The sequence below is a fragment of the Ferrimonas sp. YIN67 genome (assembly GCF_057219095.1).
The window spans coordinates 106,250-125,359 of record NZ_JBXVVJ010000009.1; the positions used below are offsets into that span (position 1 = coordinate 106,250).

Consider the following 19,110-nt stretch of genomic DNA (forward strand, 5'->3'; position numbering starts at 1 on the left):
TCAACCTCGTCTATGAAATGGGTTCACATACGAAGCTGAAGTTGATGGGTTGATGGATAGACTAACCGTCAACCCTGGCTTGTGGATCTTTGTCTACGGCGGTTTTCGGCCATACGCTTGCGGGCCTTATTCATGGCGTATTTCAGGTTGCCACGATCTAAGGAGCCGCTCTGCTCCGTTTCACGGCATTCCCAACAAATCATGCCGGGCTCATCCCTCACAAATTCGATCCTGTGTTTGATAAACAGGGGGTCGTTTGGAGGCAGACTATCAATTATGTGCAGGACTTCGGGGGTCTGTAAGTTCGGCTTCCCCTCCAATAAGGACACAAGGAACTGGGTAAAGCGCGATGGTGGTCTCGGTGTTCGAACGGTGGTGGCCTTCCCGCTAGAGCCTTGCTCGCCAGTCTTATGCGTATTTTCTTGCAGCGCTTGTTCTAGGGCATCCAATCGCATGCTTAGCGCGTTAGGCTCAGTGACCTTAAATGCGTACTGTTGCTTTGCAAATTGGATTGAAGAGGGGACCTCCGTGCGGAGTAATTCACAGGTTTGCTCCATCTTTTCAATGAACGGTTTAGCCAAAGACAAACCATCGTCACCTAAACCATAGTGGCCTAAGATCTGCTCAATATGGTCTTCGAGATTGAAATAGTGTTCCCACATCCAGGCAAAGATATTGGCCGACTGTTGACCGATGAGGGACTCGTTCATCGGGTCGACAAGCTCGATGTCTAGCAGTTGAGCATTATTGTATGTTAGCCGGTTCTCAATGGTCATCAGCTTTGCGGACTCCATGGCTTCTTTCTCCCTGTCAAACTGCACCACTGATTACTGCCTCTAAATTGGTAAGGGCCACTTTGCGTTCGTCAAAGTAGTCGTAGCGGTCGTAGATCCCTTCGACACCGCGCAATTTGTGATTCAGGCAACGCTCGGCAATATGGCTTGGCGTGCCAATTTCGGCCAGCAGGCTGCGGAAGGTGCGGCGCAGATCATGCACGGTGAAGTGCTCAAACTTGGGCTTATCGTCGCTGGACAGCTTCTTGATGGCGGCGTTCAGGGTGTCGGGGCTGACATGGCCGTAGCGCTTGCTGACACGCCGGTTAGGGAACACATAAGGGCTGCTTGCGGCGATCACTTGTAACTCTTGCAACCAAGTCGTTGCGGAGGCGGTCAGCGGTATGGTCAAAGCAACATTGGTTTTTGCGCGGTCTTTAGGGATCACCCAAATACTGCTTTCGAGGTCAAATTCCTCCCACCGGGCGGCGAGTAGCTCCATTTTGCGTACCCCCAAGCTGACCAACAGGCAGACCGCCAGGTAGTTGCTACGGGAAAACTGCAGTGGGTGGCCACGCAACACCTTAAAGGTGGTGGCTAATTCTGAGAGGGACAATACCCGGTCACGGGCCTGCTCAATGCCACCGGCATCCATGCTGTTGAATGCCTCAGCTGGGTTGTGCGTCAGTAGCCCCAGCTTTATGCCATGACGGAACATCTGCTTCATGTACATCAGGGCATCGTTGGCGATGGAAGGACGGTTGCTGTCTACGATGGCTTTGAGGACGCGCTGCACATCCATGGCGGTGATCTTATTCAGCGGAAACTCGCCGATCTCCGGCTCGATATCTTTCTCGAACACACGGCGATAGATCTCATCGTTCTGGATCCGTCGGGCAACGGCATTGAGCCAGTTCTGCCCCAGCTCTGAGATGGTTTGGATGGGTGCCTGTTGGGCACGTTTGCGTTCTAGCAGCGGGTCGTCGCCCTGACGGAGCATCTTCTTGTGCTCTAGGGCTTGCTCACGTGCTAAGGCAAGGGGGAGGTCGGGATACTGACCGAGGCTGAGAGCTTTGCGCTTGCCAGCAATGGCATAGCGCAGCTCCCAGGAGCAGCCACCGGTTGTGCTTACACGAAAGTAAAGGCCTGCCCCGTCGCTGTAGCGTCCGGTATCACCGGCCTTTCTCAGGCTGTTGACCTGTTTAGCGGTCAGTTTCCCCATTCGACATTTCCTCCATGAAACGATGCTTTGTCACCATGACATTTGGCGTCGTCTTGTCACCATTTTTGTCACCACTTGGTGGTTACAATAGTAGACAAATATGGGGTCTTGTCACCAGCGTTTCCTACACTGCGTCGGGTACTTTTTTGTTTTTACTGAAAAAATACTAGAGTAAACACATTATTCGATGTTCTGGATCTGCTCGCGCATCTGCTCGATAAGCACCTTGAGCTCGACGGCGGCGGCGGTGATATCGCTGCTGATGGACTTGGAGGCCAGGGTGTTCGCTTCCCGGTTGAACTCCTGCATCATGAAATCCAGGCGTCGGCCACAGGCGCCGCCTTTCTTCAGCACTTTGCGGGTTTCTGCCACGTGGGCATCGAGGCGATCCAGCTCCTCGGCCACATCCAGCTTTTGCGCCATCAGGATCATCTCCTGTTCGATGCGCTGGGGATCGAGATCGTCTTTGACTTCGGCGAGGCGGTCGGTCAGTTTCTGACGCTGCCAGGTCATGACTTCCGGCATGCGTGCGCGGACGAACGCGGCCTGCTCGGTGATGGCGTCGAGGCGCTGCTGGATCAGGGCTTCCATCGCCTGACCTTCGGAGGCACGGGCGGCGATAAAGTCGGTGACCACTTCGTCAAACTTGGCCAGCAGATCTTTGCTGATCCCATCCATGTCCTGTTCACCGGTCTCCAGTACGCCGGGCCATTTGAGCAGATCGACCAACTGGATCTGGCCTATCCCCGCCATGGTGTGCAGCTGCTGAGCCTTGTCCACCAGCTGCTGGGCCAGGGACTCATTCATCTGCAGGGTATCGGCTTTCTGGGCCAGTTCGAAACGCAGGTTCACTTCCACTTTGCCCCGGGCCAGGCGCTTACGCAGGCGCTCGCGCAGGACGGGCTCCAGGCCACGGAACTGCTCAGGCAGGCGCAGGTAGGTTTCCAGGTAGCGTTGGTTAACGGAGCGGATCTCCCAGGAGGCGCTGCCCCAGTCGGCTTTGATTTCACCGCGGCCGTAGGCGGTCATGGAGTGGGTCATGATCGGGACTCAATTAGGAAAAAACCCCGCCAGTATAGCCATTAGACGGCGGGGATAACACCACGTCGGGAGTGGGATTGCTGCCGCTCAACCGCTATAATGTCGCGCAATTTCTCATAGATCAGGTATAGCGACATGCGTTCTAACGGAAGAACTGCGGCCCAGCCGCGCCCGGTGGAGATCACCCGTAACTTTACCGCCCACGCCGAGGGCTCAGTGCTGATCGCTTTTGGTAACACCAAGGTGATTTGTACCGCCAGCGTTGAGGAAGGGGTGCCACGCTTCTTGCGAGGCAAGGGCCAGGGTTGGGTCACCGCCGAGTACGGCATGTTGCCCCGTGCGACCCACAGCCGCAACAATCGTGAAGCGGCGCGCGGTAAGCAGAGCGGTCGCACCTCTGAGATCCAGCGTCTGATCGGTCGCAGCTTGCGGGCCGCCATGGATCTCAAGGCCCTGGGTGAGCACACCATTACCATCGATTGTGATGTGATCCAGGCCGATGGTGGCACCCGTACCGCCGCCATCACCGGCGCCTGTGTGGCTCTGATGGATGCCATCGATTACCTGAAGGTCACCGGCAAGCTGAAGATCAGCCCGCTGAAGCAGCCGATTGCCGCCGTTTCCGTGGGGATCGTCAAAGGTCAGCCTGTGTGTGATCTGGATTACTCCGAGGATTCCACCGCCGAAACCGATATGAATGTGGTGATGGCGGAAGATGGCCGCATCATTGAAGTGCAGGGCACCGCCGAAGGTGAACCTTTCTCCTTTGATGAGATGCACGCCATGATGGCCCTGGCCAAAGATGGCATTGCCGATCTGATCGCCGCGCAAAAAGCCGCTTACAACCAAGATTAATGACTAAAAAGAAGTGGCGTGGCCGCTTCTTTTTTTGCCTGTACCCACTGACCAAGCTTTGGAGACATTGTGAAAGCCTACCAGAAAGAGTTTATTGAGTTTGCCCTCGACCGTAACGTACTGCGTTTTGGGGAATTTACCCTGAAATCTGGCCGTACCAGCCCCTACTTTTTCAATGCGGGTCTGTTTAATCGGGGCAGTGACTTGGCCAAGCTGGGACGCTTTTACGCCGCCGCCCTGATGGATTCCGGCATCGAGTTTGATCTGGTCTTTGGTCCTGCCTACAAGGGCATTCCGATCGCCACTACCACGGCGGTGGCACTGGCCGATCACCACGACTGTGATATGCCTTACTGCTTTAACCGCAAAGAGGCCAAAGATCATGGCGAAGGCGGCAACCTGGTGGGCAGCGAGCTGACCGGCAAGGTGATGCTGGTGGATGATGTGATCACCGCCGGCACCGCGATCCGTGAGTCCATGGAGATCATCCAGGCCAATAACGCCGAGCTGGCCGGGGTACTGATCGCTTTGGATCGTCAGGAGAAGGGCAAGGGCGAGCTATCTGCCATTCAGGAAGTGGAGCGCGACTTTGGTTGCTCCGTGGTGTCTATCGTCACCCTGGGTGATCTGATCACCTACCTGGAGCAGCAGAGCGGCCGCGAAGCTGAGCTGGCCTCCGTCCGCGCCTACCGTGAACAGTACGGTATTGCATAAGGCATGAAGCCCGGCTCTGGGGCCATGCGTTTCAGAGTTGGGCTATTTGGGATAGGGCGGACTCAGTGCTTATTCAAGGGCATTGCGGATGGACCGTCTTTAATTGAAAAGGATAATTGATGCTTAAGTTTGCTTTTGAGCTGCTCAAGAGGAACTGGCTCAAGGTGTCTTTTTACCACCTGACAGGCTTAATGCCACGGCGTGAAAAGCAGGCGGTATTTGGTACCCATAATGGGGCTTTTAAGGATAACGCGAAGTATCTTTTTCACTATCTGCAGGAGCATCGAACCGATGTGCGCTGTATCTGGATTGCGAAGCGCCAGACACAAGTAGAGGAGATGCGCGCGTTAGGTTACGAATGCCATCTTTCCGGGTCGGCACGAGGCGCCTGGTATTGCGCAACCAGCCAGTATTTTTTCTACACCACCTACCTGCGCGATATCAGTTACTTTCTGTCGAAAGGGGCAACTGCGGTCAACCTCTGGCATGGCTTGCCGCTGAAGAAGATCGAGTTTGCGATTGAAGAGGGGCCGCTAGCTGAGCGGTTTAAGCAAGACAGGTTCAACCCTAATCGCATCCGTCGGCCGCACCTGTTCAGAAAGCCTGACTATGTGTTGTCCACCAGTCCACTGATGACACAGTTCTTTTCCCAGGCTTTTCGCATCGATGCGCAGCAGTGCCTGGAATATGGCTATCCCAGGTTGGACCATATCGGCCATCCGAACGCCTTCCGGCAGTTGGTATTGTCAGCGCGGGAGCAGGAGGTGCAGGCGCTCTTCGCCAAGTACAACAAGGTGTTTTTCTACCTCCCCACCTGGCGTGATTCAGGGGGAGATATCATGGCCGATCTGAAGCTGGATCTGACTGCGATCAATGCCCTGATGGCGGACAATGATGCTCTGTTTGCGGTGAAGTTCCATCCCAATACACAGTACGACAAGTCTCTCGCGTGCGGGCTGGATAATATTCAGATATTGGAAGGGAACTTTGATATCTATTCGGTACTGGGGGATGCAGACTGCCTGATCACGGACTACTCGTCCATTCTCTACGATTATCTGCGTTATCGTGACTGTGTCATCCTGTACACGCCGGATCTGGAGCGATACAAGGCAGAAAGTCGGGGATTAAACCTCGACTATGATACCTACACGGCAGGTATGAGGGCTGAGGATTTCACAGGGTTACTGGAATGCCTGGGTGGAGTATTGGTAGGCGAGGTGAACAGAGAGCGCTTGTCTTTCGTGAAAGAAGCATTCTGGCGAGATCAGCAGAAGCCAGCTTCAGAATTGATTGCGGATCAATTCTTTGGAAAGAACGATTGAGATTAAGTTCGACATTGAGTCTTCCTGCAGATAAAGGCATTTTGCCTTGCTACGGGAAGACTCAACTGGTCAGGTGTATGAACTATTAGCTCTGCAGTAACTGCTTACGAATAAAGGCCCACTGTTCGGAGAAGTCGGCGGTGGGCAGTTGCTTGAAGTCACTGCGGACGAACTGGGCGATCCGCCCTTCGGTCCAGGCCAGCAGCAGGTTGGCCAGCATCCCCTCCTCCAGATAGAAGCCCTGACCTTCGCGCAGGCTCTTTTCACGCAGCACCTGCTTGATCTGGGTTTCGATCTTGCCAAACAGCAGGTTGATCCGTTCGCGCAGACGCTCCTGCTCGCCGATCAATGCATCGCCGGTCAGCAGGCGGGTGATCCCGGGATTGCGCTCGGCGAAGGTGAGCAGCAGCTGCAGGATCATCTGGCAGCGGTTCATGGTGTCCTTCTCTTCCATCATCACCAGGTTGATGCGTGACAACAGGGTATCTTCGATAAACTCGATGAGTCCTTCGAACATGCGTGCCTTGGAGGGGAAGTGACGGTACAGCGCAGCCTCGGAGACCCCAACTTCGGCAGCCAGTGCCTTGGTGGTGATCCTTTGTCCCGGGCAGGTTTCCAGCATCCGTGCCAAACATTCAAGGATGTGTTGGCGGCGATTTTTTTTGTTATTGGCTGCCATGAACAGGCTCCTGTGTTACTGAGTTCCCGAGTGGCCGAAACCACCTTCGCCGCGATCAGAAGCGTCAAACTCGTCGACCAGCTTGAATGCCGCCTGCACGACGGGGACGAACATCAGCTGGGCAATGCGCTCTCCCGGCTCCATGGTGAAAGCCTCGGTGCCCCGGTTCCAGCAGGACACAAACAGCTGGCCCTGATAATCGGAGTCGATCAGACCCACCAGGTTACCCAGGACAATCCCTTTCTTATGGCCCAGCCCAGAGCGGGGCAGGATAGTGGCCGCCAGGCCAGGATCGCCGATGTGGATCGCCATGCCCGTGGGGATCAGCTCAGTCTGGCCAGGCTTCAGGATCAGGGGGGCATCCAGCATGGCGCGCAGATCCATGCCTGCAGAGCCAGGGGTAGCGTAATCCGGCAGGGGCCATTCACTCCCCAGACGGGGATCCAGGATCTTCAGTTCAATCGGTGTTTTCATCGGTAGGCAATCGCTTGGCAATGGTCAATAACAGTTGGCGGGCCTGGTCGGCTTTCGCACTATGGCCCAGGCTCTGTGCGCCATCGGCCCAATAGAGGGTCAGGGCGTTGCCGTCGGCATTAAATCCCTGTCCCGGCTGGGAGACATCGTTGGCGGCGATCAGATCCAGCTTTTTGCGGGCCAGTTTATCGCGGGCGTATTGTTCCACATTGTGGGTTTCGGCAGCAAATCCAACGGTATAAGGACGGGATTTATGGCTGGCCACGGTGGCCAGGATATCCGGATTGCGCACCAGCTCCAGGGTCATGCTGTCCTTGGACTTCTTGATTTTGCCCTCGGCAACGGTGGCGGCGCGGTAATCGGCCACGGCGGCGCAACCAATAAAGATGTCCTGGCCTGGCAGGGCATCGAGGACGGCATCCAGCATCTGCTGGGCGGACTCGACGTCGATGCGTTCCACGCCGGTTGGCGTGGCCAGGTTCACCGGTCCACTCACCAGAGTAACCTCGGCGCCCAGACGACGGGCCTGCTCGGCCAGGGCGAAGCCCATCTTGCCGGAGCTGTGGTTGGAGATGTAGCGCACGGGATCCAAAGGTTCGCGGGTTGGGCCAGCGGTGAGCAGCAGGCGTTTACCAGCGAGTGGCTGTCCGGCTGCGAGTTGATGCTGCTCGCCCCAGTATTGGGCGATCTCCTCCGGCTCTGGCATGCGGCCTGGTCCGACATCGCCACAGGCCTGGTCGCCGGCGGCGGGCCCATAGAGATCGATCCCCCGTTCAGCCAGGAGGCTCAGGTTTGCCTGGGTCGCCGGGTGGCTGTACATCACCTTGTTCATGGCGGGGCAGAGGATCACCGGCGCTTCGGTGGCCAGTACGGCGGTGGTTAACAGGTCGTCTGCCATACCGGCGGCCATCCGGGCAATCAGGTTGGCGCTGGCGGGGGCGATGATCACCGTATCGGCCCAGCGAGCCAGATCGATGTGACCCATGGCGGACTCGGTAGCCGGATCCAGCACGTCGTGCACCACGGGATGACCGGAGACGGCCTGGAGTGACATCTCGGTGACAAAGGCTTGGGCACCTTTGGTCAGTACCACACGGACATCCGCGCCTTGCTCACGCAGGCGACGTACCAGGTTGGGGGCTTTGTAGGCGGCGATCCCACCGCTGACGCCAAGCAAAATTTTGGCTTTACTCATTTTGAACTCTTGTTCCGGGCGCTGCTTTGGAAGAGTGGCCTAAGATAACACAGTGCCGAAGGGAGTCGGCAGGGGCGAATACAAGGAAGGGAAGATCATGGCCATTCACCACTGGCCCCACCAGGAGCGACCACGAGAGCGCTTGATAGCACAAGGGCCGGCCGCGCTTAGCGACGCTGAACTGCTCGCCATTTTTTTGCGAACCGGGGTGCCAGGTTGCAGTGCCGTGGAGTTGGCGCGGGGCTTATTAGAGAAATTTGGTGGTCTGGCGCCATTATTGGCCGCAACCAAGCAGGATTTTTGCGCCATTCATGGCCTTGGTGAGGCGAAATACGTACAATTGCAGGCCACATTGGAGTTGGCGCGTCGAACACTGGCTTGTGAACTGGTCCGGGACTCGGTTATGAGTTCGCCACAAGCGGTCAGGGAGTATCTACGCAGCCACCTGCAGGGCCTGGGGGAGGAGCGGTTTTTACTGCTATTGCTGGATAGCCAGCATAGGGTGATTAAACTGGAACAACTGTCCCGGGGTACTATCGATGCGGCATCCGTGTATCCGCGTGAGGTGGTAAAAACAACCCTGACAGCCAATGCGGCTGCGGTGATCCTGGCACATAATCATCCTTCCGGTGTGGCTGAACCCAGTCAGGCTGATCGCCACATTACGGGGCGGATCCAGCAGGCATTGGCACTGATCGATGTACCGGTTTTGGACCATGTCGTGGTAGGCAGTGGACACAGTTGCTCGTTCGCAGAACGGGGCTGGTTATGATGTGAGGCGCAGTCAAAAGGGACCTGGCTTGATCTTTGCCTTGGGATCTTGTATAAAATGCGCCCTTCGTGTGTCCTCGGGCGACGGCCATACGAGGCACAATGATGCTCGAGCTAAAATTGGAGACTGAAATGTCTAAAGTATGTCAAGTTACCGGCAAGCGTCCGGTAACTGGGAACAACGTTTCCCACGCTAAAAACCACACTAAGCGTCGTTTTCTGCCTAACCTGCACACCCATCGTTTTTGGGTAGAAGGTGAGAAGCGTTTCGTTAAACTGCGTCTGTCCGCTAAAGGCATGCGTATCATCGACAAGAAAGGCATCGAAGTAGTTCTGCAAGAACTGCGTGCCCGTGGCGAAAAGGTTTAAGGAGTTAAACGATGGCTAAGAAAGGTATTCGTGAGAAGATCCGCCTGGTGTCCTCTGCTGGCACTGGTCACTTCTACACCACTGACAAGAACAAGCGTGAAATGCCAGAGAAGTTTGAGATCAAGAAATTTGATCCAACCATCCGCAAGCACGTTCTGTACAAAGAAGCCAAAATCAAGTAATTGGTTTTTGCCTCTTGAAGAAGCCCAGTCTCCGGACTGGGTTTTTTTGTGCCCAGAAAACGCTGGCGAGCACTGAGACACCACTTCCGCTGGCATAAGATCCGAGCGTGCAATGGCAGAGAAGTTTGAGATCAAGAAATTTGATCCAACCATCCGCAAGCACGTTCTGTACTGCGAGCCCAAAATCAAGTAATTGGTTTTTGCCTCTTGAAGAAGCCCAGTCTCCGGACTGGGTTTTTTGTCCTGGTGACACTGCCGGGCAAACCGACAGATGAGGGGAGATAGAAGACAGGACGTTGCGCTGACAGAGTGCAGATTACAGGAAGAGCTGTTTTTCCTGCTTTCCCTGCCTTCCGTTAATTGCAGAAGACAGGACGCTGCGCTGACAGAGTGGAGAATGCAGGAAGAGCTGTTTCTCTTGCTCTCTGTTCCCTGTTCCCTGTTCGATGCTACCTGCTTCCTATTTCCTTAGTCTGCTCAACACCCTACACTGAGCCAAAACGAATTGGACTGGACGCAGATGGTGAAGCGAACAAAAACATACAACAACATGCTGATCCTCCTGGTAGCCGGTGCCGGGATCCTGCTGATGACCCTGGGGCGGATGACCGGTGGGGATCACAACAGTTTTCCCCTGCTTCCGGAGGAGGCTCACTTGGAGTCGCTGGTCTTTTCAGACTTGGTGGTGCGCCACTATGAGGGTCAGTGGCGGTCTCAGCCGGAACGACCAGTTGATCAACTGGCGGGGCTGGCCGGGGCGTGGCGTAACGCCCGAATGGTGCCGATCGCCAAACCTGAGCCGGATCCGGCGGGTCATATCCAGGTGGATGTTTACTTGGATGACAGTGGTTATCCCCATACCGCCTTGCTATACCCCCACATCAATGCGATCAAGTTATTGACCGACGAACAGTGGTGGCGTCTGGTCAATCAGCAGATGGAAACCATGTTGCCCCGACCCCAATGATGGAGATCGATCGTCGTGCCGGAATTACCCGAAGTTGAAGTAACGCGCCGAGGGATCGCACCCCACCTAGAGGGGCAGCGTGTCGCCGAGGTGCGGGTCCGAAACCCAAATTTGCGCTGGCCTGTAAGCGAGCAGATCCAGCAGATGGTAGGGCAGACCATCCTTTCCGTCCGGCGCCGGGCTAAGTATCTGCTGCTGGAAACAGAGGCGGGCATATTGATATTGCATCTGGGAATGTCCGGCAGCTTGCGGGCGCTCAAGCCCGCCCCTGAGCCAGGCAAGCACGATCACCTGGATCTGGTACTCGCGAATAATGCGGTATTGCGCCTTAACGACCCCCGTCGCTTCGGTGCCGCCATCTGGTGGCAGTTGCCTCTGGAAGCGCAGCCTCTGCTAGCCAACCTGGGACCTGAGCCTTTGACCCTGGCATTTAATACTGGTCAGTTAAGGGCGGCACTGAAAGGTAAAACCGGGGCCATTAAGACAGCCTTAATGGACAACAAGGTGGTGGTGGGAGTGGGGAACATCTATGCCAATGAGGCATTGTTTGCAGCCGGGATCAGGCCGACTGCTGTCGCGGGCAGCGTCAGCATGGCGCGTCTGGAGCGGTTGGTGTCTGAGGTAAAGAGGGTATTGAGTCGCGCCATTGAGCAGGGGGGGACGACACTGAAGGACTTTACCCAGGCTGATGGTAAGCCTGGCTATTTTGTCCAGCAACTGCACGTGTATGGCCGCGGGGGAGAGCCGTGTCACCAATGTGGCGCGCTACTGAAGGAGATCAAGCTGGGGCAGCGAGCCACAGTCTATTGTGGGCGCTGCCAGCGCTGAGCGTGATCGTTTTTATTTGCCTAGCTTAGCCATCAGGGGGGAAACCACCTGTGCCGGGATGAAGCCCTGAACATCGCCATCGTGCAGGGCGACCTCCTTGACCAGGGAGGAGGAGATAAAGGAGTTCTCCTCGGCCGGTGTCAGGAACACGCTCTCCAGATCGGGATAGAGCCGACGATTCATATTGGCCAATTGAAATTCGTACTCAAAATCGGAAACGGCACGCAGGCCTCGAACCAGCACCCGAGCGTTATGTTGCTTGGCAAAATCCACCAGGAGCCCTGAGAAGCCGACGACCTCCACGTTCTCTATGTCGGCACAGATCTCCTGGATCAGGGCGACACGCTCCTCCAGCGAGAACAGGGGTTTCTTGCTGGGGCTGGCGGCCACGCCGACGATGACGCGGTCAAACATGCGGCTGGCGCGAATGATCAGATCAAGATGGCCGTTGGTGATGGGATCGAAGGTCCCTGGATAGATTGCACGTTGGCTCATATCACTCATGTCTACGGTTGTATTGGAGGCACTCAGTGTACAAAGTTCTAGAACACTCTCCTACTGTTTGCTGCCTCCAAGATCCTTACTCCAAACAGCATGTGAGACACAGTGCTTTGGGAGTCGATTATGGGCAGTAAGGCCAGGATAATGACTCAGACTTCCAAGATTGGATATGCAAGATGGCCAAGAAATTATCTTTTTTCTGACGGGGAATGGGCCAGCAGCTAAGCTGCGATCTTTTTGTGAGCGTCGTGGCACATGACATACATGATGCACCAAGTATACTGGCAGAGGCTGCTTGTGCTCCGGGCAATCCAGTGCCCAGAAGTTCTCGCGGCCCCAAGTTCAAGTGTGCCGATGCCTTGAATTACCGGAGAAAGCCACATTGTTACTGGCGGATTTTTTGATCTATCTGGTACTTATGAGTCCGGTCAAGATTGGCTAATTTGTGAAGCTGGAATGCCAGGCATGGTCATTAATCTCGTGTGGTTGAAGCCAATTGCCCGAAGATGTATCCCTATACACTAGGGTTTCGGTTGGGGTGCAAAATTGCGGCAATTTATGCTCCGCTATCTTCTCCAAAGTTGATGTTCGCACCGGCTTTACGCAGAGCGATCTGCTCTTTGAGTTTGGCATAGCCGTATCGATTTTTTGTCAACTCTCAAACCCCAAACGAATGCTACGGATGTGGCTCGTTATCGTGAGTCAGAGGGTGAAGTCTGTGCTCCTTGATATGGGGTCATCTAGGTCCCGGTGGGGGCGGCGGTGAACGAGTGATAGTGGGTCCGTTACAGCGCAAATGTGCTAAGCGGATGCCGAAGAGATTGATCGGAGAATACCAAATGTACAAGGCTTTGGGAGTGACTCCTGGAGTGATGTATCAATGTAAAAGAGCGCTACTAAGGTAGCCTTTCAGACTTGCCATGGTTTGGCATAAGGGCAGCTATGCGTGTCATTACTTTTGGCACTTTCGATATGTTTCATGTTGGGCACCTCAACATCCTTGAGCGGGCTCGAGACTTGGGATCCAGCTTGATTGTTGGCGTTTCGTCTGATCAATTGACCTTCACTAAGAAGCAGCGTAATCCCATCTGTTCGGAGCAGAGCCGAATGCGCATTGTTGATGCTCTTTCCTGTGTTGATGGCGTATTTCTGGAGGAGTCTCTGGAGCAAAAGGCTGACTATATTCGACGTTATCAGGCTGATTGCCTGGTGATGGGGGATGACTGGCAAGGCCGGTTTGATCATCTGATGGCATTTTGCGAGGTGATTTATCTGCCACGAACGCCGGCTATCTCTACGACCGAACTGATTGAGGTGGTTCAGAATATACAGCCGGCCCCCTGTACAACCCTTTCAATGGATTAGCATGTCTGAGCCAAACTCCCTTCAAGTTTAAGTTCCCCCTGTAAGTGTCAGTTACCACACGCCACTCATCTTGGTGTTGAGGCACCAGATTTGATGCTGTGGCGTCGTTTAGGTACTAGGGTCGGAGAGGCTCGGTATCGGTCTAAGCTGTGGGGGTGGCCGCTGTTTGCTGTCGGCGATGCTTGGTATAATTGCCAGCATATAAGTCGGAGCGGTCTATGCCGGGTCGCCGATATTGAGCTTTCTGATGGCCGTATTAAGGCGTCGAATCAGCCGAACAGTCATGCCGTTGAATGGCAGTTTTAACGGCAACGCAATGAATTTCCTGGAGTTTGGATGTTAAACAATAAAACAGTATTGATCACAGGTGGCACAGGCTCCTTTGGTAAGAAATTTATCGAGACGATCCTCGACCGCTATCCTGATGTGAAGAAGATCATCATCTACTCCCGGGATGAGCTGAAGCAGTTTGAGATCAAGCAGAAGTACCCGGCCTATGACTACCCGATGCTGCGCTTCTTCATCGGTGACGTGCGGGATCGCGATCGGATGATCCAGGCCTGTGAAGGGGTGGATGTGATCATCCATGCGGCAGCGATCAAGCAGGTGGATACCGCCGAGTACAACCCGACCGAATGTATTCGTACCAATGTCGATGGTGCGGAGAACGTGATCCATGCCGCCCTGCAGTGTGGCGTGCACGATGTCGTCGCCCTGTCCACCGATAAGGCCTGTGCCCCTATCAACCTGTATGGTGCCACCAAGCTGGCGTCCGATAAGTTGTTCACTGCCGCCAACAACATCAAGGGCTCCAAGGATATTCGCTTCTCCGTGGTGCGCTACGGTAACGTGATGGGCTCTCGTGGCTCGGTGATCCCTTTCTTCCTGGGCAAGCGGGACGAGGGCGTGCTGCCGATCACCCATGAAGAGATGACCCGCTTTAATATCTCCCTGCAGGATGGCGTTAACCTGGTGATGTTTGCCCTGGGCAATCACCTGGGCGGTGAGATCTTCATTCCTAAGATCCCCTCCTACAAGATCACCGATGTGGCGACCGCCGTGGCCCCTCAGGCGAAGACCCGTATTGTCGGGATCCGCCCGGGTGAAAAGCTGCACGAAGAGATGATCACCGATACCGACTCGCTTAATACCATTGATCTGGGTCCTTACTACGCCATTTTGCCCTCCGTGTCCTTTACCTACAGCGAAGACGAATACCTGGCGCACCATAAGGCAGAGAAAGTGCCGTTCGGCTTTAAGTACAACTCCGGCACCAACACCGAGTGGGAAACCGTCGAGAGTCTGCGTGAGTTGATCGTTGAGCACGTCGATCCAGACTTCGCCGTATAAGGAGCGCAGAAGGTGATCCCCTACGGTAAACAAGAGATCATCCAGCAGGACATCGATGCCGTCGTCGATGTCCTGCAGTCGGACTTCCTGACTCAGGGCCCGCAGGTGCCAAAGTTTGAGCAGGCGCTGAAAGACCATACCGGGGCCAAACATGCCCTGGCGGTCAACAGTGCCACCTCGGCATTGCATATAGCCTGTCTGGCATTGGGGTTGGGCAAAGGCGACTGGCTGTGGACCACGCCGGTGACCTTTGTCGCTTCGGCCAACTGCGGTTTGTATTGTGGCGCCGAGGTGGATTTCGTCGATATTGATCCCCGCACCTATAACCTGTGTCCTCAGGCCCTGGCGGCTAAACTGGCGACGGCCAGGGAGCAGGGGCGTTTGCCTAAGGTGCTGGTCGCCGTGCATCTGTGTGGCCAGTCCTGCGACATGCAGGCGATCCGTGCCCTGGCCGATGAATACGGCTTCGCGGTGATTGAAGATGCCTCCCACGCCATCGGTGGCCGCTATCAGGATGCCCCCATCGGCTGCGGCCGCTACAGCGACATCACCGTCTTCAGCTTCCACCCGGTGAAGATCGTGACCACCGCCGAAGGCGGCGCGGCGTTGACCAATAGCGATGCCCTGGCGGCCAGAATGGCGCTGCTGCGCAGTCACGGGGTAACCCGGGATCCAGAGTTGATGACCGAGCCCTCCCACGGAGGCTGGTACTATCAGCAGATCGATCTGGGCTTCAACTACCGGATGACCGAGTTGCAGGCGGCGCTGGGCGTCAGCCAGATGGAGCGCCTCGATGCGTTTGTTGCGGCCCGTCACCGGTTGGCTGAGCGTTACAACCAACTGCTGGCAACCTTGCCCCTGACACTGCCCTACCAGTTGCCTCAGACGTACTCCGGGCTGCATCTGTATGTGATCCGTCTGCGACTCGATGCCATTGCCCTGACCCATCGTCAGGTATTTGAGCAGCTGAGGGAGCGGGGGATCGGCGTCAACCTGCACTACATTCCGGTGCACCTGCAGCCACACTACCGGGAGATGGGCTTTGCGGCGGGGGATTATCCCCAGGCTGAAGCCTATTACCAGGAGGCCATCTCCCTGCCGATGTTCCATCTGATGACGGAGCAACAGCAGGACACTGTGGTGGCGACACTGGCCGATATTCTGCAAGGTGATCAATGAAGATCGCCGTGATCCCGGCCCGCGGGGGCAGCAAACGGATCCCCCGCAAGAACATCAAGCCATTTCATGGCAAGCCGATGATCGCCTGGTCCATCGAAGCGGCGAAAGCCGCCGGCTGCTTCGATCGTATCCTTGTCAGCACCGATGATGATGAGATCGCCGAGGTGGCCCGGCAATACGGTGCCGAGGTGCCCTTCGTTCGCCCCCCTGAATTGTCCGATGATCATGCCACCACGGTGGAGGTGATCCGCCATGCCGTGAGCTGGTGCCAGGATCAGGGCTGGGCACCTGAGTACGTCTGTTGCCTCTATGCGACCGCGCCTTTTGTGCAGAGCAATAAGCTGCTTGAGGGCCTGTCGATGATGAAGGAGCAAGGCTGTCACTATGCCTTCACCGCCACCAGTTTCCCTTTCCCCATCCAGCGTGCGCTCAAATGTGATGCCGAGGGGCAGGTGTCGATGTTTCAACCGGAGCACTTCACCACCCGCTCACAGGATCTGGAAGAAGCCTTCCACGATGCTGGTCAGTTTTACTGGGGCAGGGCAGATGCCTGGTTGGCTGGGACGCCCCTGTTTGGTCAGCAGTCCCGGCTGATCTTGCTGGAGCGCCACCGGGTTCAGGACATCGATACCCCGGAAGATTGGCTCCGGGCGGAAACCCTGTTTCAGCTGTTATGAGCAATCAGACCAAAGCCGCCAAACGCATTCTGATCCGCACCGATGCCTCATCATTGATCGGCTCCGGTCATGTGATGCGCTGCCTGGTGCTGGCCGCCGCGCTACAAGCGCGGGGTGATCAGGTGGTGTTTGCCTGTCGGTCGCAACCCGGCGATCTGATCCCACTGATCCGTCAGCGTGGTTTCGAGGTCATCGAGTTGACTCGGCCAGAGTCGGCAATGGTGCCTCGCTTCGAAGCGGATTACGCCGCCTGGCTACAGGTGCCGTGGCAGCAGGATTGTCAGGAATTGCTGGCGCAGGCTGGTCACTGCGACTGGCTGGTGGTGGACCACTATGGGCTCCCTAAAGGCTGGGAGCAGCAGATCAAGCAAGGCCTGAAGTGCCAACTGATGGTGATCGACGATCTGTTGCGGGAACACGCCTGTGATCTCTTGCTGGATCAAACCCTGGGCCGGCAAGCCGCCGAGTACCGCGCGAAAGTGGGCACAAACTGTCAGCGCCTGACGGGCACCGACTATGCCTTGCTGAGCCCGGCTTTTGCCCAGAACCGTCAGTCGGTCGAGGGGCGACAGCGGGATCCGAATCGGATCCTGGTGACCATGGGCGGGATCGATCAGCCCAATGCCACCCTGGCGGTGCTGCAGGCGCTGTTGCCACGAAAAGCCGAGGTGCAAGTGACCGTGCTGCTCAGTCAGCGGGCACCCCACTATGACGCCGTCGCGAGCTTCTGTCGTCAGCAGCAGGCGTGGATCCGCCATATCGACTTTTGCAGCGATATGGCCGGTTTGATGGCCGAACATGGCTTGGCCATCGGCGCACCGGGCTCGACTTCCTGGGAGCGTGCCTGCCTGGGCCTGCCCAGTATCGTCGTGCCCCTGGCGCAAAATCAGGAAACGATCTGCACCAATTTGGTCGCGGCGAATGCAGCGATCAGTGTGCCAGTCACGCAGATCGCCAGCCAATTGCTCGATGCCTTAGAGAGGTTGAGTGAGCAATATCAGGATTATCAGCGCAACTGCTTCAGCCTGTGTGATGGCAGGGGAGCGGAGCGAGTCCTGACGTACTTGGGGGCAGCAGAGAGCCTGTCGCGGGTAACACTGCGCGCTGCGACGTCGGCGGATATCGAGCAGGTTTATCAATGGCAATGTTTGCCAGAGACTCGCCGTTTTGCCCTTAATCCCAAGGTGCCGTCCTGGTCTGAGCATCAAGCCTGGATGCAAAAGAAACTGCTCTCGGACACCGACTACTTTTATCTGATCCAGTTTCAATCAGGGTCCGATCATCCTGAACCCGCCGGGGTTGTCCGGCTGGATCGTCAGTCCGAAGCGAACTATTTGGTTTCCATATTTCTGGCCCCGGAGCACTTTGGCAAAGGCCTGGCGAAGGGGGCATTGGCTCAGTTAGACCGTCAGCATCCCGATATTAGGATCCATGCCACGGTACTCGCGGATAACCAGGCGTCGCAGGCTCTGTTTGCGACCGCGGGTTACCGACGGGTTGCTGCCGACACATTTATTCGAGATCCATTAGAGCGAAAAGAGTTATGAGCGCAGAATTTTCCATAGCAGGTCGTGCCATTGGCCCGGATCAACCGCCCTATATCATTGCTGAGCTGTCGGCGAATCATAACGGCGACATCAACCGTGCCTTCCAGATCATGGAAGAAGCGGTCAAAGCCGGTGCCGATGCCATCAAATTGCAGACCTACAGCGCCGACACCATTACCATCGACTGTGACAGCGAGGATTTTCAGATCCACGGTGGCCTGTGGGATGGTAAGAATCTGCATGAGCTGTACACCTGGGCGCAAATGCCTTGGGAGTGGCATAAGCCACTATTTGATAAGGCTAAAGAGCTGGGTATTACCATCTTCAGTTCGCCCTTCGACTTCACGGCTGTGGATATGCTGGAAGAGCTGGGGGCGCCAGCCTACAAGATCGCCTCGTTCGAAGCGATCGACATTCCCTTGATCAAGTACGTGGCGAAGACCGGCAAGCCGATGATCATCTCCACCGGTATGGCCAATGAGGAAGAGATCGCCGAAGCCGTTGCGGCGGCCCGTGAGGCAGGCTGCGAGCAGCTGGTGCTGCTTCAGTGTGTCAGCGGCTATCCTGCCCCGGCAGAGGAATACAACCTGCGCACCATTCCGGATCTGGCTCAGCGCTTTGGTGTTGTCGCCGGGCTGTCCGATCACACCATCGATAACACCACGGCCATCACCAGTGTCGCCCTTGGCGCTTCGGTGATTGAAAAGCATGTCACGCTGAACCGCGATGGTGGCGGGCCTGACGACAGCTTTTCGCTGGAGCCGGCGGAGCTGAAACACCTTTGTGACAGCACCAAGGTGGCCTGGCAGGCGATGGGGCAGGCGAACTACCAGCGCACCGAGAGCGAAAAGGGTAACGCCAAGTTCCGTCGCTCCCTCTATGTGGTGAAGGATGTCAAAGCCGGCGAAGCCTTGACCGCAGACAATGTTCGCAGCATCCGGCCGGGCTTTGGGTTGGCCCCTAAGCACTATGAGCAAGTGCTGGGAAAGGTGGCTTTGCAGGCAATACCACGAGGAACTCCGTTGGATTGGACTTTGTTGAAAAGCTAATCCAAGTTTGTTGTTAAGTAACTTTAAGGGCTGTTTAATGCTATGAA

The 19,110-nt window shown here is 56.0% G+C and carries 21 protein-coding genes and 1 pseudogene; 15 read left to right on the plus strand and 7 right to left on the minus strand.

What is annotated here, in order from left to right; genetic code table 11:
• Nucleotides 1-68: 68 nt before the first annotated feature.
• From AC2D8U_RS17345 to AC2D8U_RS17355, 3 genes are all read right to left on the minus strand, one after another.
• Nucleotides 69-794: a hypothetical protein gene (locus AC2D8U_RS17345; protein WP_484620334.1), complete on the minus strand. Its 726-nt coding sequence runs from the start codon at nt 792-794 to the stop codon at nt 69-71.
• 16 nt (nt 795-810) lie between these two features.
• Nucleotides 811-1,995, minus strand: a complete 1,185-nt coding sequence (locus tag AC2D8U_RS17350; RefSeq protein ID WP_484620335.1) for a tyrosine-type recombinase/integrase — start codon at nt 1,993-1,995, stop codon at nt 811-813.
• Nucleotides 1,996-2,175: 180 nt separating this feature from the next.
• Complete coding sequence (locus AC2D8U_RS17355; protein WP_484620336.1) at nt 2,176-3,036, minus strand: YicC/YloC family endoribonuclease; 861 nt, start codon at nt 3,034-3,036, stop codon at nt 2,176-2,178.
• A 135-nt stretch (nt 3,037-3,171) separates the two neighbouring features.
• Here AC2D8U_RS17355 and rph point away from each other — a divergent pair, with 135 nt between their 5' ends.
• From rph to AC2D8U_RS17370, 3 genes are all read left to right on the plus strand, one after another.
• On the plus strand, nt 3,172-3,891 hold the full coding sequence (rph, locus tag AC2D8U_RS17360) for a ribonuclease PH (RefSeq protein WP_484620337.1): 720 nt from the start codon (nt 3,172-3,174) through the stop codon (nt 3,889-3,891).
• Between the two features lie 69 nt (nt 3,892-3,960).
• Nucleotides 3,961-4,605, plus strand: coding sequence for an orotate phosphoribosyltransferase (pyrE, locus tag AC2D8U_RS17365; RefSeq protein WP_484620338.1), 645 nt, complete (start codon nt 3,961-3,963; stop codon nt 4,603-4,605).
• Nucleotides 4,606-4,724: 119 nt separating this feature from the next.
• On the plus strand, nt 4,725-5,930 hold the full coding sequence (locus AC2D8U_RS17370; RefSeq protein WP_484620339.1) for a CDP-glycerol glycerophosphotransferase family protein: 1,206 nt from the start codon (nt 4,725-4,727) through the stop codon (nt 5,928-5,930).
• Nucleotides 5,931-6,015: 85 nt separating this feature from the next.
• On the opposite strand, the gene slmA is transcribed toward AC2D8U_RS17370, so the two are convergent.
• From slmA to coaBC, 3 genes are read right to left on the minus strand one after another with little or no spacing between them, the layout of a single operon-like run.
• Nucleotides 6,016-6,609: a nucleoid occlusion factor SlmA gene (gene slmA / locus AC2D8U_RS17375; RefSeq protein WP_484620340.1), complete on the minus strand. Its 594-nt coding sequence runs from the start codon at nt 6,607-6,609 to the stop codon at nt 6,016-6,018.
• A 15-nt stretch (nt 6,610-6,624) separates the two neighbouring features.
• Nucleotides 6,625-7,083 carry a dUTP diphosphatase gene (dut, locus tag AC2D8U_RS17380; protein ID WP_484620341.1) on the minus strand — a complete coding sequence of 153 codons (459 nt, stop codon included), beginning with the start codon at nt 7,081-7,083 and terminating at the stop codon, nt 6,625-6,627.
• Nucleotides 7,067-8,278: a bifunctional phosphopantothenoylcysteine decarboxylase/phosphopantothenate--cysteine ligase CoaBC gene (coaBC, locus tag AC2D8U_RS17385; protein ID WP_484620342.1), complete on the minus strand. Its 1,212-nt coding sequence runs from the start codon at nt 8,276-8,278 to the stop codon at nt 7,067-7,069. Before coaBC ends, dut begins: the two co-directional genes overlap by 17 nt.
• A 97-nt stretch (nt 8,279-8,375) precedes the next feature.
• On the opposite strand from coaBC, the gene radC reads away from it, so the two are divergent.
• The 6 genes and pseudogenes from radC to mutM all read left to right on the plus strand — a co-directional run bounded on the left by radC (nt 8,376) and on the right by mutM (nt 11,395).
• A complete protein-coding gene (radC, locus tag AC2D8U_RS17390; RefSeq protein ID WP_484620343.1) occupies nt 8,376-9,050 on the plus strand; it encodes a RadC family protein in 675 nt (224 codons plus the stop codon).
• 131 nt (nt 9,051-9,181) lie between these two features.
• Nucleotides 9,182-9,418 carry a 50S ribosomal protein L28 gene (gene rpmB / locus AC2D8U_RS17395; RefSeq protein WP_168662216.1) on the plus strand — a complete coding sequence of 79 codons (237 nt, stop codon included), beginning with the start codon at nt 9,182-9,184 and terminating at the stop codon, nt 9,416-9,418.
• 11 nt (nt 9,419-9,429) lie between these two features.
• A complete protein-coding gene (rpmG, locus tag AC2D8U_RS17400) occupies nt 9,430-9,600 on the plus strand; it encodes a 50S ribosomal protein L33 (protein WP_028116431.1) in 171 nt (56 codons plus the stop codon).
• A gap of 106 nt (nt 9,601-9,706) precedes the next feature.
• A pseudogene (gene rpmG, locus AC2D8U_RS17405) lies at nt 9,707-9,793 on the plus strand (50S ribosomal protein L33); the annotation flags it as partial.
• Between the two features lie 327 nt (nt 9,794-10,120).
• Nucleotides 10,121-10,567: a hypothetical protein gene (locus AC2D8U_RS17410; RefSeq protein WP_484620344.1), complete on the plus strand. Its 447-nt coding sequence runs from the start codon at nt 10,121-10,123 to the stop codon at nt 10,565-10,567.
• A 15-nt stretch (nt 10,568-10,582) separates the two neighbouring features.
• Complete coding sequence (mutM, locus tag AC2D8U_RS17415; protein ID WP_484620345.1) at nt 10,583-11,395, plus strand: bifunctional DNA-formamidopyrimidine glycosylase/DNA-(apurinic or apyrimidinic site) lyase; 813 nt, start codon at nt 10,583-10,585, stop codon at nt 11,393-11,395.
• A 12-nt stretch (nt 11,396-11,407) separates the two neighbouring features.
• Here mutM and coaD read toward each other — a convergent pair whose 3' ends face one another.
• Nucleotides 11,408-11,890: a pantetheine-phosphate adenylyltransferase gene (gene coaD / locus AC2D8U_RS17420; protein ID WP_484620346.1), complete on the minus strand. Its 483-nt coding sequence runs from the start codon at nt 11,888-11,890 to the stop codon at nt 11,408-11,410.
• Nucleotides 11,891-12,838: 948 nt separating this feature from the next.
• Here coaD and AC2D8U_RS17425 point away from each other — a divergent pair.
• The 6 genes from AC2D8U_RS17425 to pseI all read left to right on the plus strand — a co-directional run bounded on the left by AC2D8U_RS17425 (nt 12,839) and on the right by pseI (nt 19,063).
• Entirely contained in the window at nt 12,839-13,261 is a 423-nt protein-coding gene (locus AC2D8U_RS17425) for an FAD synthase family protein (protein WP_484620347.1), read from the plus strand.
• A 336-nt stretch (nt 13,262-13,597) separates the two neighbouring features.
• Entirely contained in the window at nt 13,598-14,611 is a 1,014-nt protein-coding gene (gene pseB / locus AC2D8U_RS17430) for a UDP-N-acetylglucosamine 4,6-dehydratase (inverting) (protein ID WP_484620348.1), read from the plus strand.
• Nucleotides 14,612-14,623: 12 nt separating this feature from the next.
• A complete protein-coding gene (gene pseC / locus AC2D8U_RS17435; RefSeq protein ID WP_484620349.1) occupies nt 14,624-15,790 on the plus strand; it encodes a UDP-4-amino-4,6-dideoxy-N-acetyl-beta-L-altrosamine transaminase in 1,167 nt (388 codons plus the stop codon).
• The gene (gene pseF / locus AC2D8U_RS17440) at nt 15,787-16,467 is read left to right on the plus strand and encodes a pseudaminic acid cytidylyltransferase (RefSeq protein WP_484620350.1); all 681 of its coding nucleotides are present in this window, start codon (nt 15,787-15,789) and stop codon (nt 16,465-16,467) included. Before pseC ends, pseF begins: the two co-directional genes overlap by 4 nt.
• A complete protein-coding gene (pseG, locus tag AC2D8U_RS17445) occupies nt 16,464-18,014 on the plus strand; it encodes a UDP-2,4-diacetamido-2,4,6-trideoxy-beta-L-altropyranose hydrolase (RefSeq protein WP_484620351.1) in 1,551 nt (516 codons plus the stop codon). The genes pseF and pseG overlap by 4 nt, the downstream gene beginning before the upstream one ends.
• The gene (gene pseI, locus AC2D8U_RS17450) at nt 18,011-19,063 is read left to right on the plus strand and encodes a pseudaminic acid synthase (protein ID WP_484620352.1); all 1,053 of its coding nucleotides are present in this window, start codon (nt 18,011-18,013) and stop codon (nt 19,061-19,063) included. The genes pseG and pseI overlap by 4 nt, the downstream gene beginning before the upstream one ends.
• Nucleotides 19,064-19,110 lie beyond the last annotated feature (47 nt).

Excerpts from the sequence above, each read along its gene's own strand:
- AC2D8U_RS17345 (WP_484620334.1), bottom strand. The coding sequence starts at position 794 with ATGGAGTCCGCAAAGCTGATGACCATTGAGAACCGGCTAACATACAAT.
- AC2D8U_RS17350 (WP_484620335.1), bottom strand. The coding sequence starts at position 1,995 with ATGGGGAAACTGACCGCTAAACAGGTCAACAGCCTGAGAAAGGCCGGT.
- AC2D8U_RS17355 (WP_484620336.1), bottom strand. The coding sequence starts at position 3,036 with ATGACCCACTCCATGACCGCCTACGGCCGCGGTGAAATCAAAGCCGAC.
- rph (WP_484620337.1), top strand. The coding sequence starts at position 3,172 with ATGCGTTCTAACGGAAGAACTGCGGCCCAGCCGCGCCCGGTGGAGATC.
- AC2D8U_RS17370 (WP_484620339.1), top strand. The coding sequence starts at position 4,725 with ATGCTTAAGTTTGCTTTTGAGCTGCTCAAGAGGAACTGGCTCAAGGTG.
- slmA (WP_484620340.1), bottom strand. The coding sequence starts at position 6,609 with ATGGCAGCCAATAACAAAAAAAATCGCCGCCAACACATCCTTGAATGT.
- dut (WP_484620341.1), bottom strand. The coding sequence starts at position 7,083 with ATGAAAACACCGATTGAACTGAAGATCCTGGATCCCCGTCTGGGGAGT.
- coaBC (WP_484620342.1), bottom strand. The coding sequence starts at position 8,278 with ATGAGTAAAGCCAAAATTTTGCTTGGCGTCAGCGGTGGGATCGCCGCC.
- radC (WP_484620343.1), top strand. The coding sequence starts at position 8,376 with ATGGCCATTCACCACTGGCCCCACCAGGAGCGACCACGAGAGCGCTTG.
- rpmB (WP_168662216.1), top strand. The coding sequence starts at position 9,182 with ATGTCTAAAGTATGTCAAGTTACCGGCAAGCGTCCGGTAACTGGGAAC.
- rpmG (WP_028116431.1), top strand. The coding sequence starts at position 9,430 with ATGGCTAAGAAAGGTATTCGTGAGAAGATCCGCCTGGTGTCCTCTGCT.
- AC2D8U_RS17410 (WP_484620344.1), top strand. The coding sequence starts at position 10,121 with ATGGTGAAGCGAACAAAAACATACAACAACATGCTGATCCTCCTGGTA.
- coaD (WP_484620346.1), bottom strand. The coding sequence starts at position 11,890 with ATGAGCCAACGTGCAATCTATCCAGGGACCTTCGATCCCATCACCAAC.
- AC2D8U_RS17425 (WP_484620347.1), top strand. The coding sequence starts at position 12,839 with ATGCGTGTCATTACTTTTGGCACTTTCGATATGTTTCATGTTGGGCAC.
- pseB (WP_484620348.1), top strand. The coding sequence starts at position 13,598 with ATGTTAAACAATAAAACAGTATTGATCACAGGTGGCACAGGCTCCTTT.
- pseF (WP_484620350.1), top strand. The coding sequence starts at position 15,787 with ATGAAGATCGCCGTGATCCCGGCCCGCGGGGGCAGCAAACGGATCCCC.
- pseG (WP_484620351.1), top strand. The coding sequence starts at position 16,464 with ATGAGCAATCAGACCAAAGCCGCCAAACGCATTCTGATCCGCACCGAT.
- pseI (WP_484620352.1), top strand. The coding sequence starts at position 18,011 with ATGAGCGCAGAATTTTCCATAGCAGGTCGTGCCATTGGCCCGGATCAA.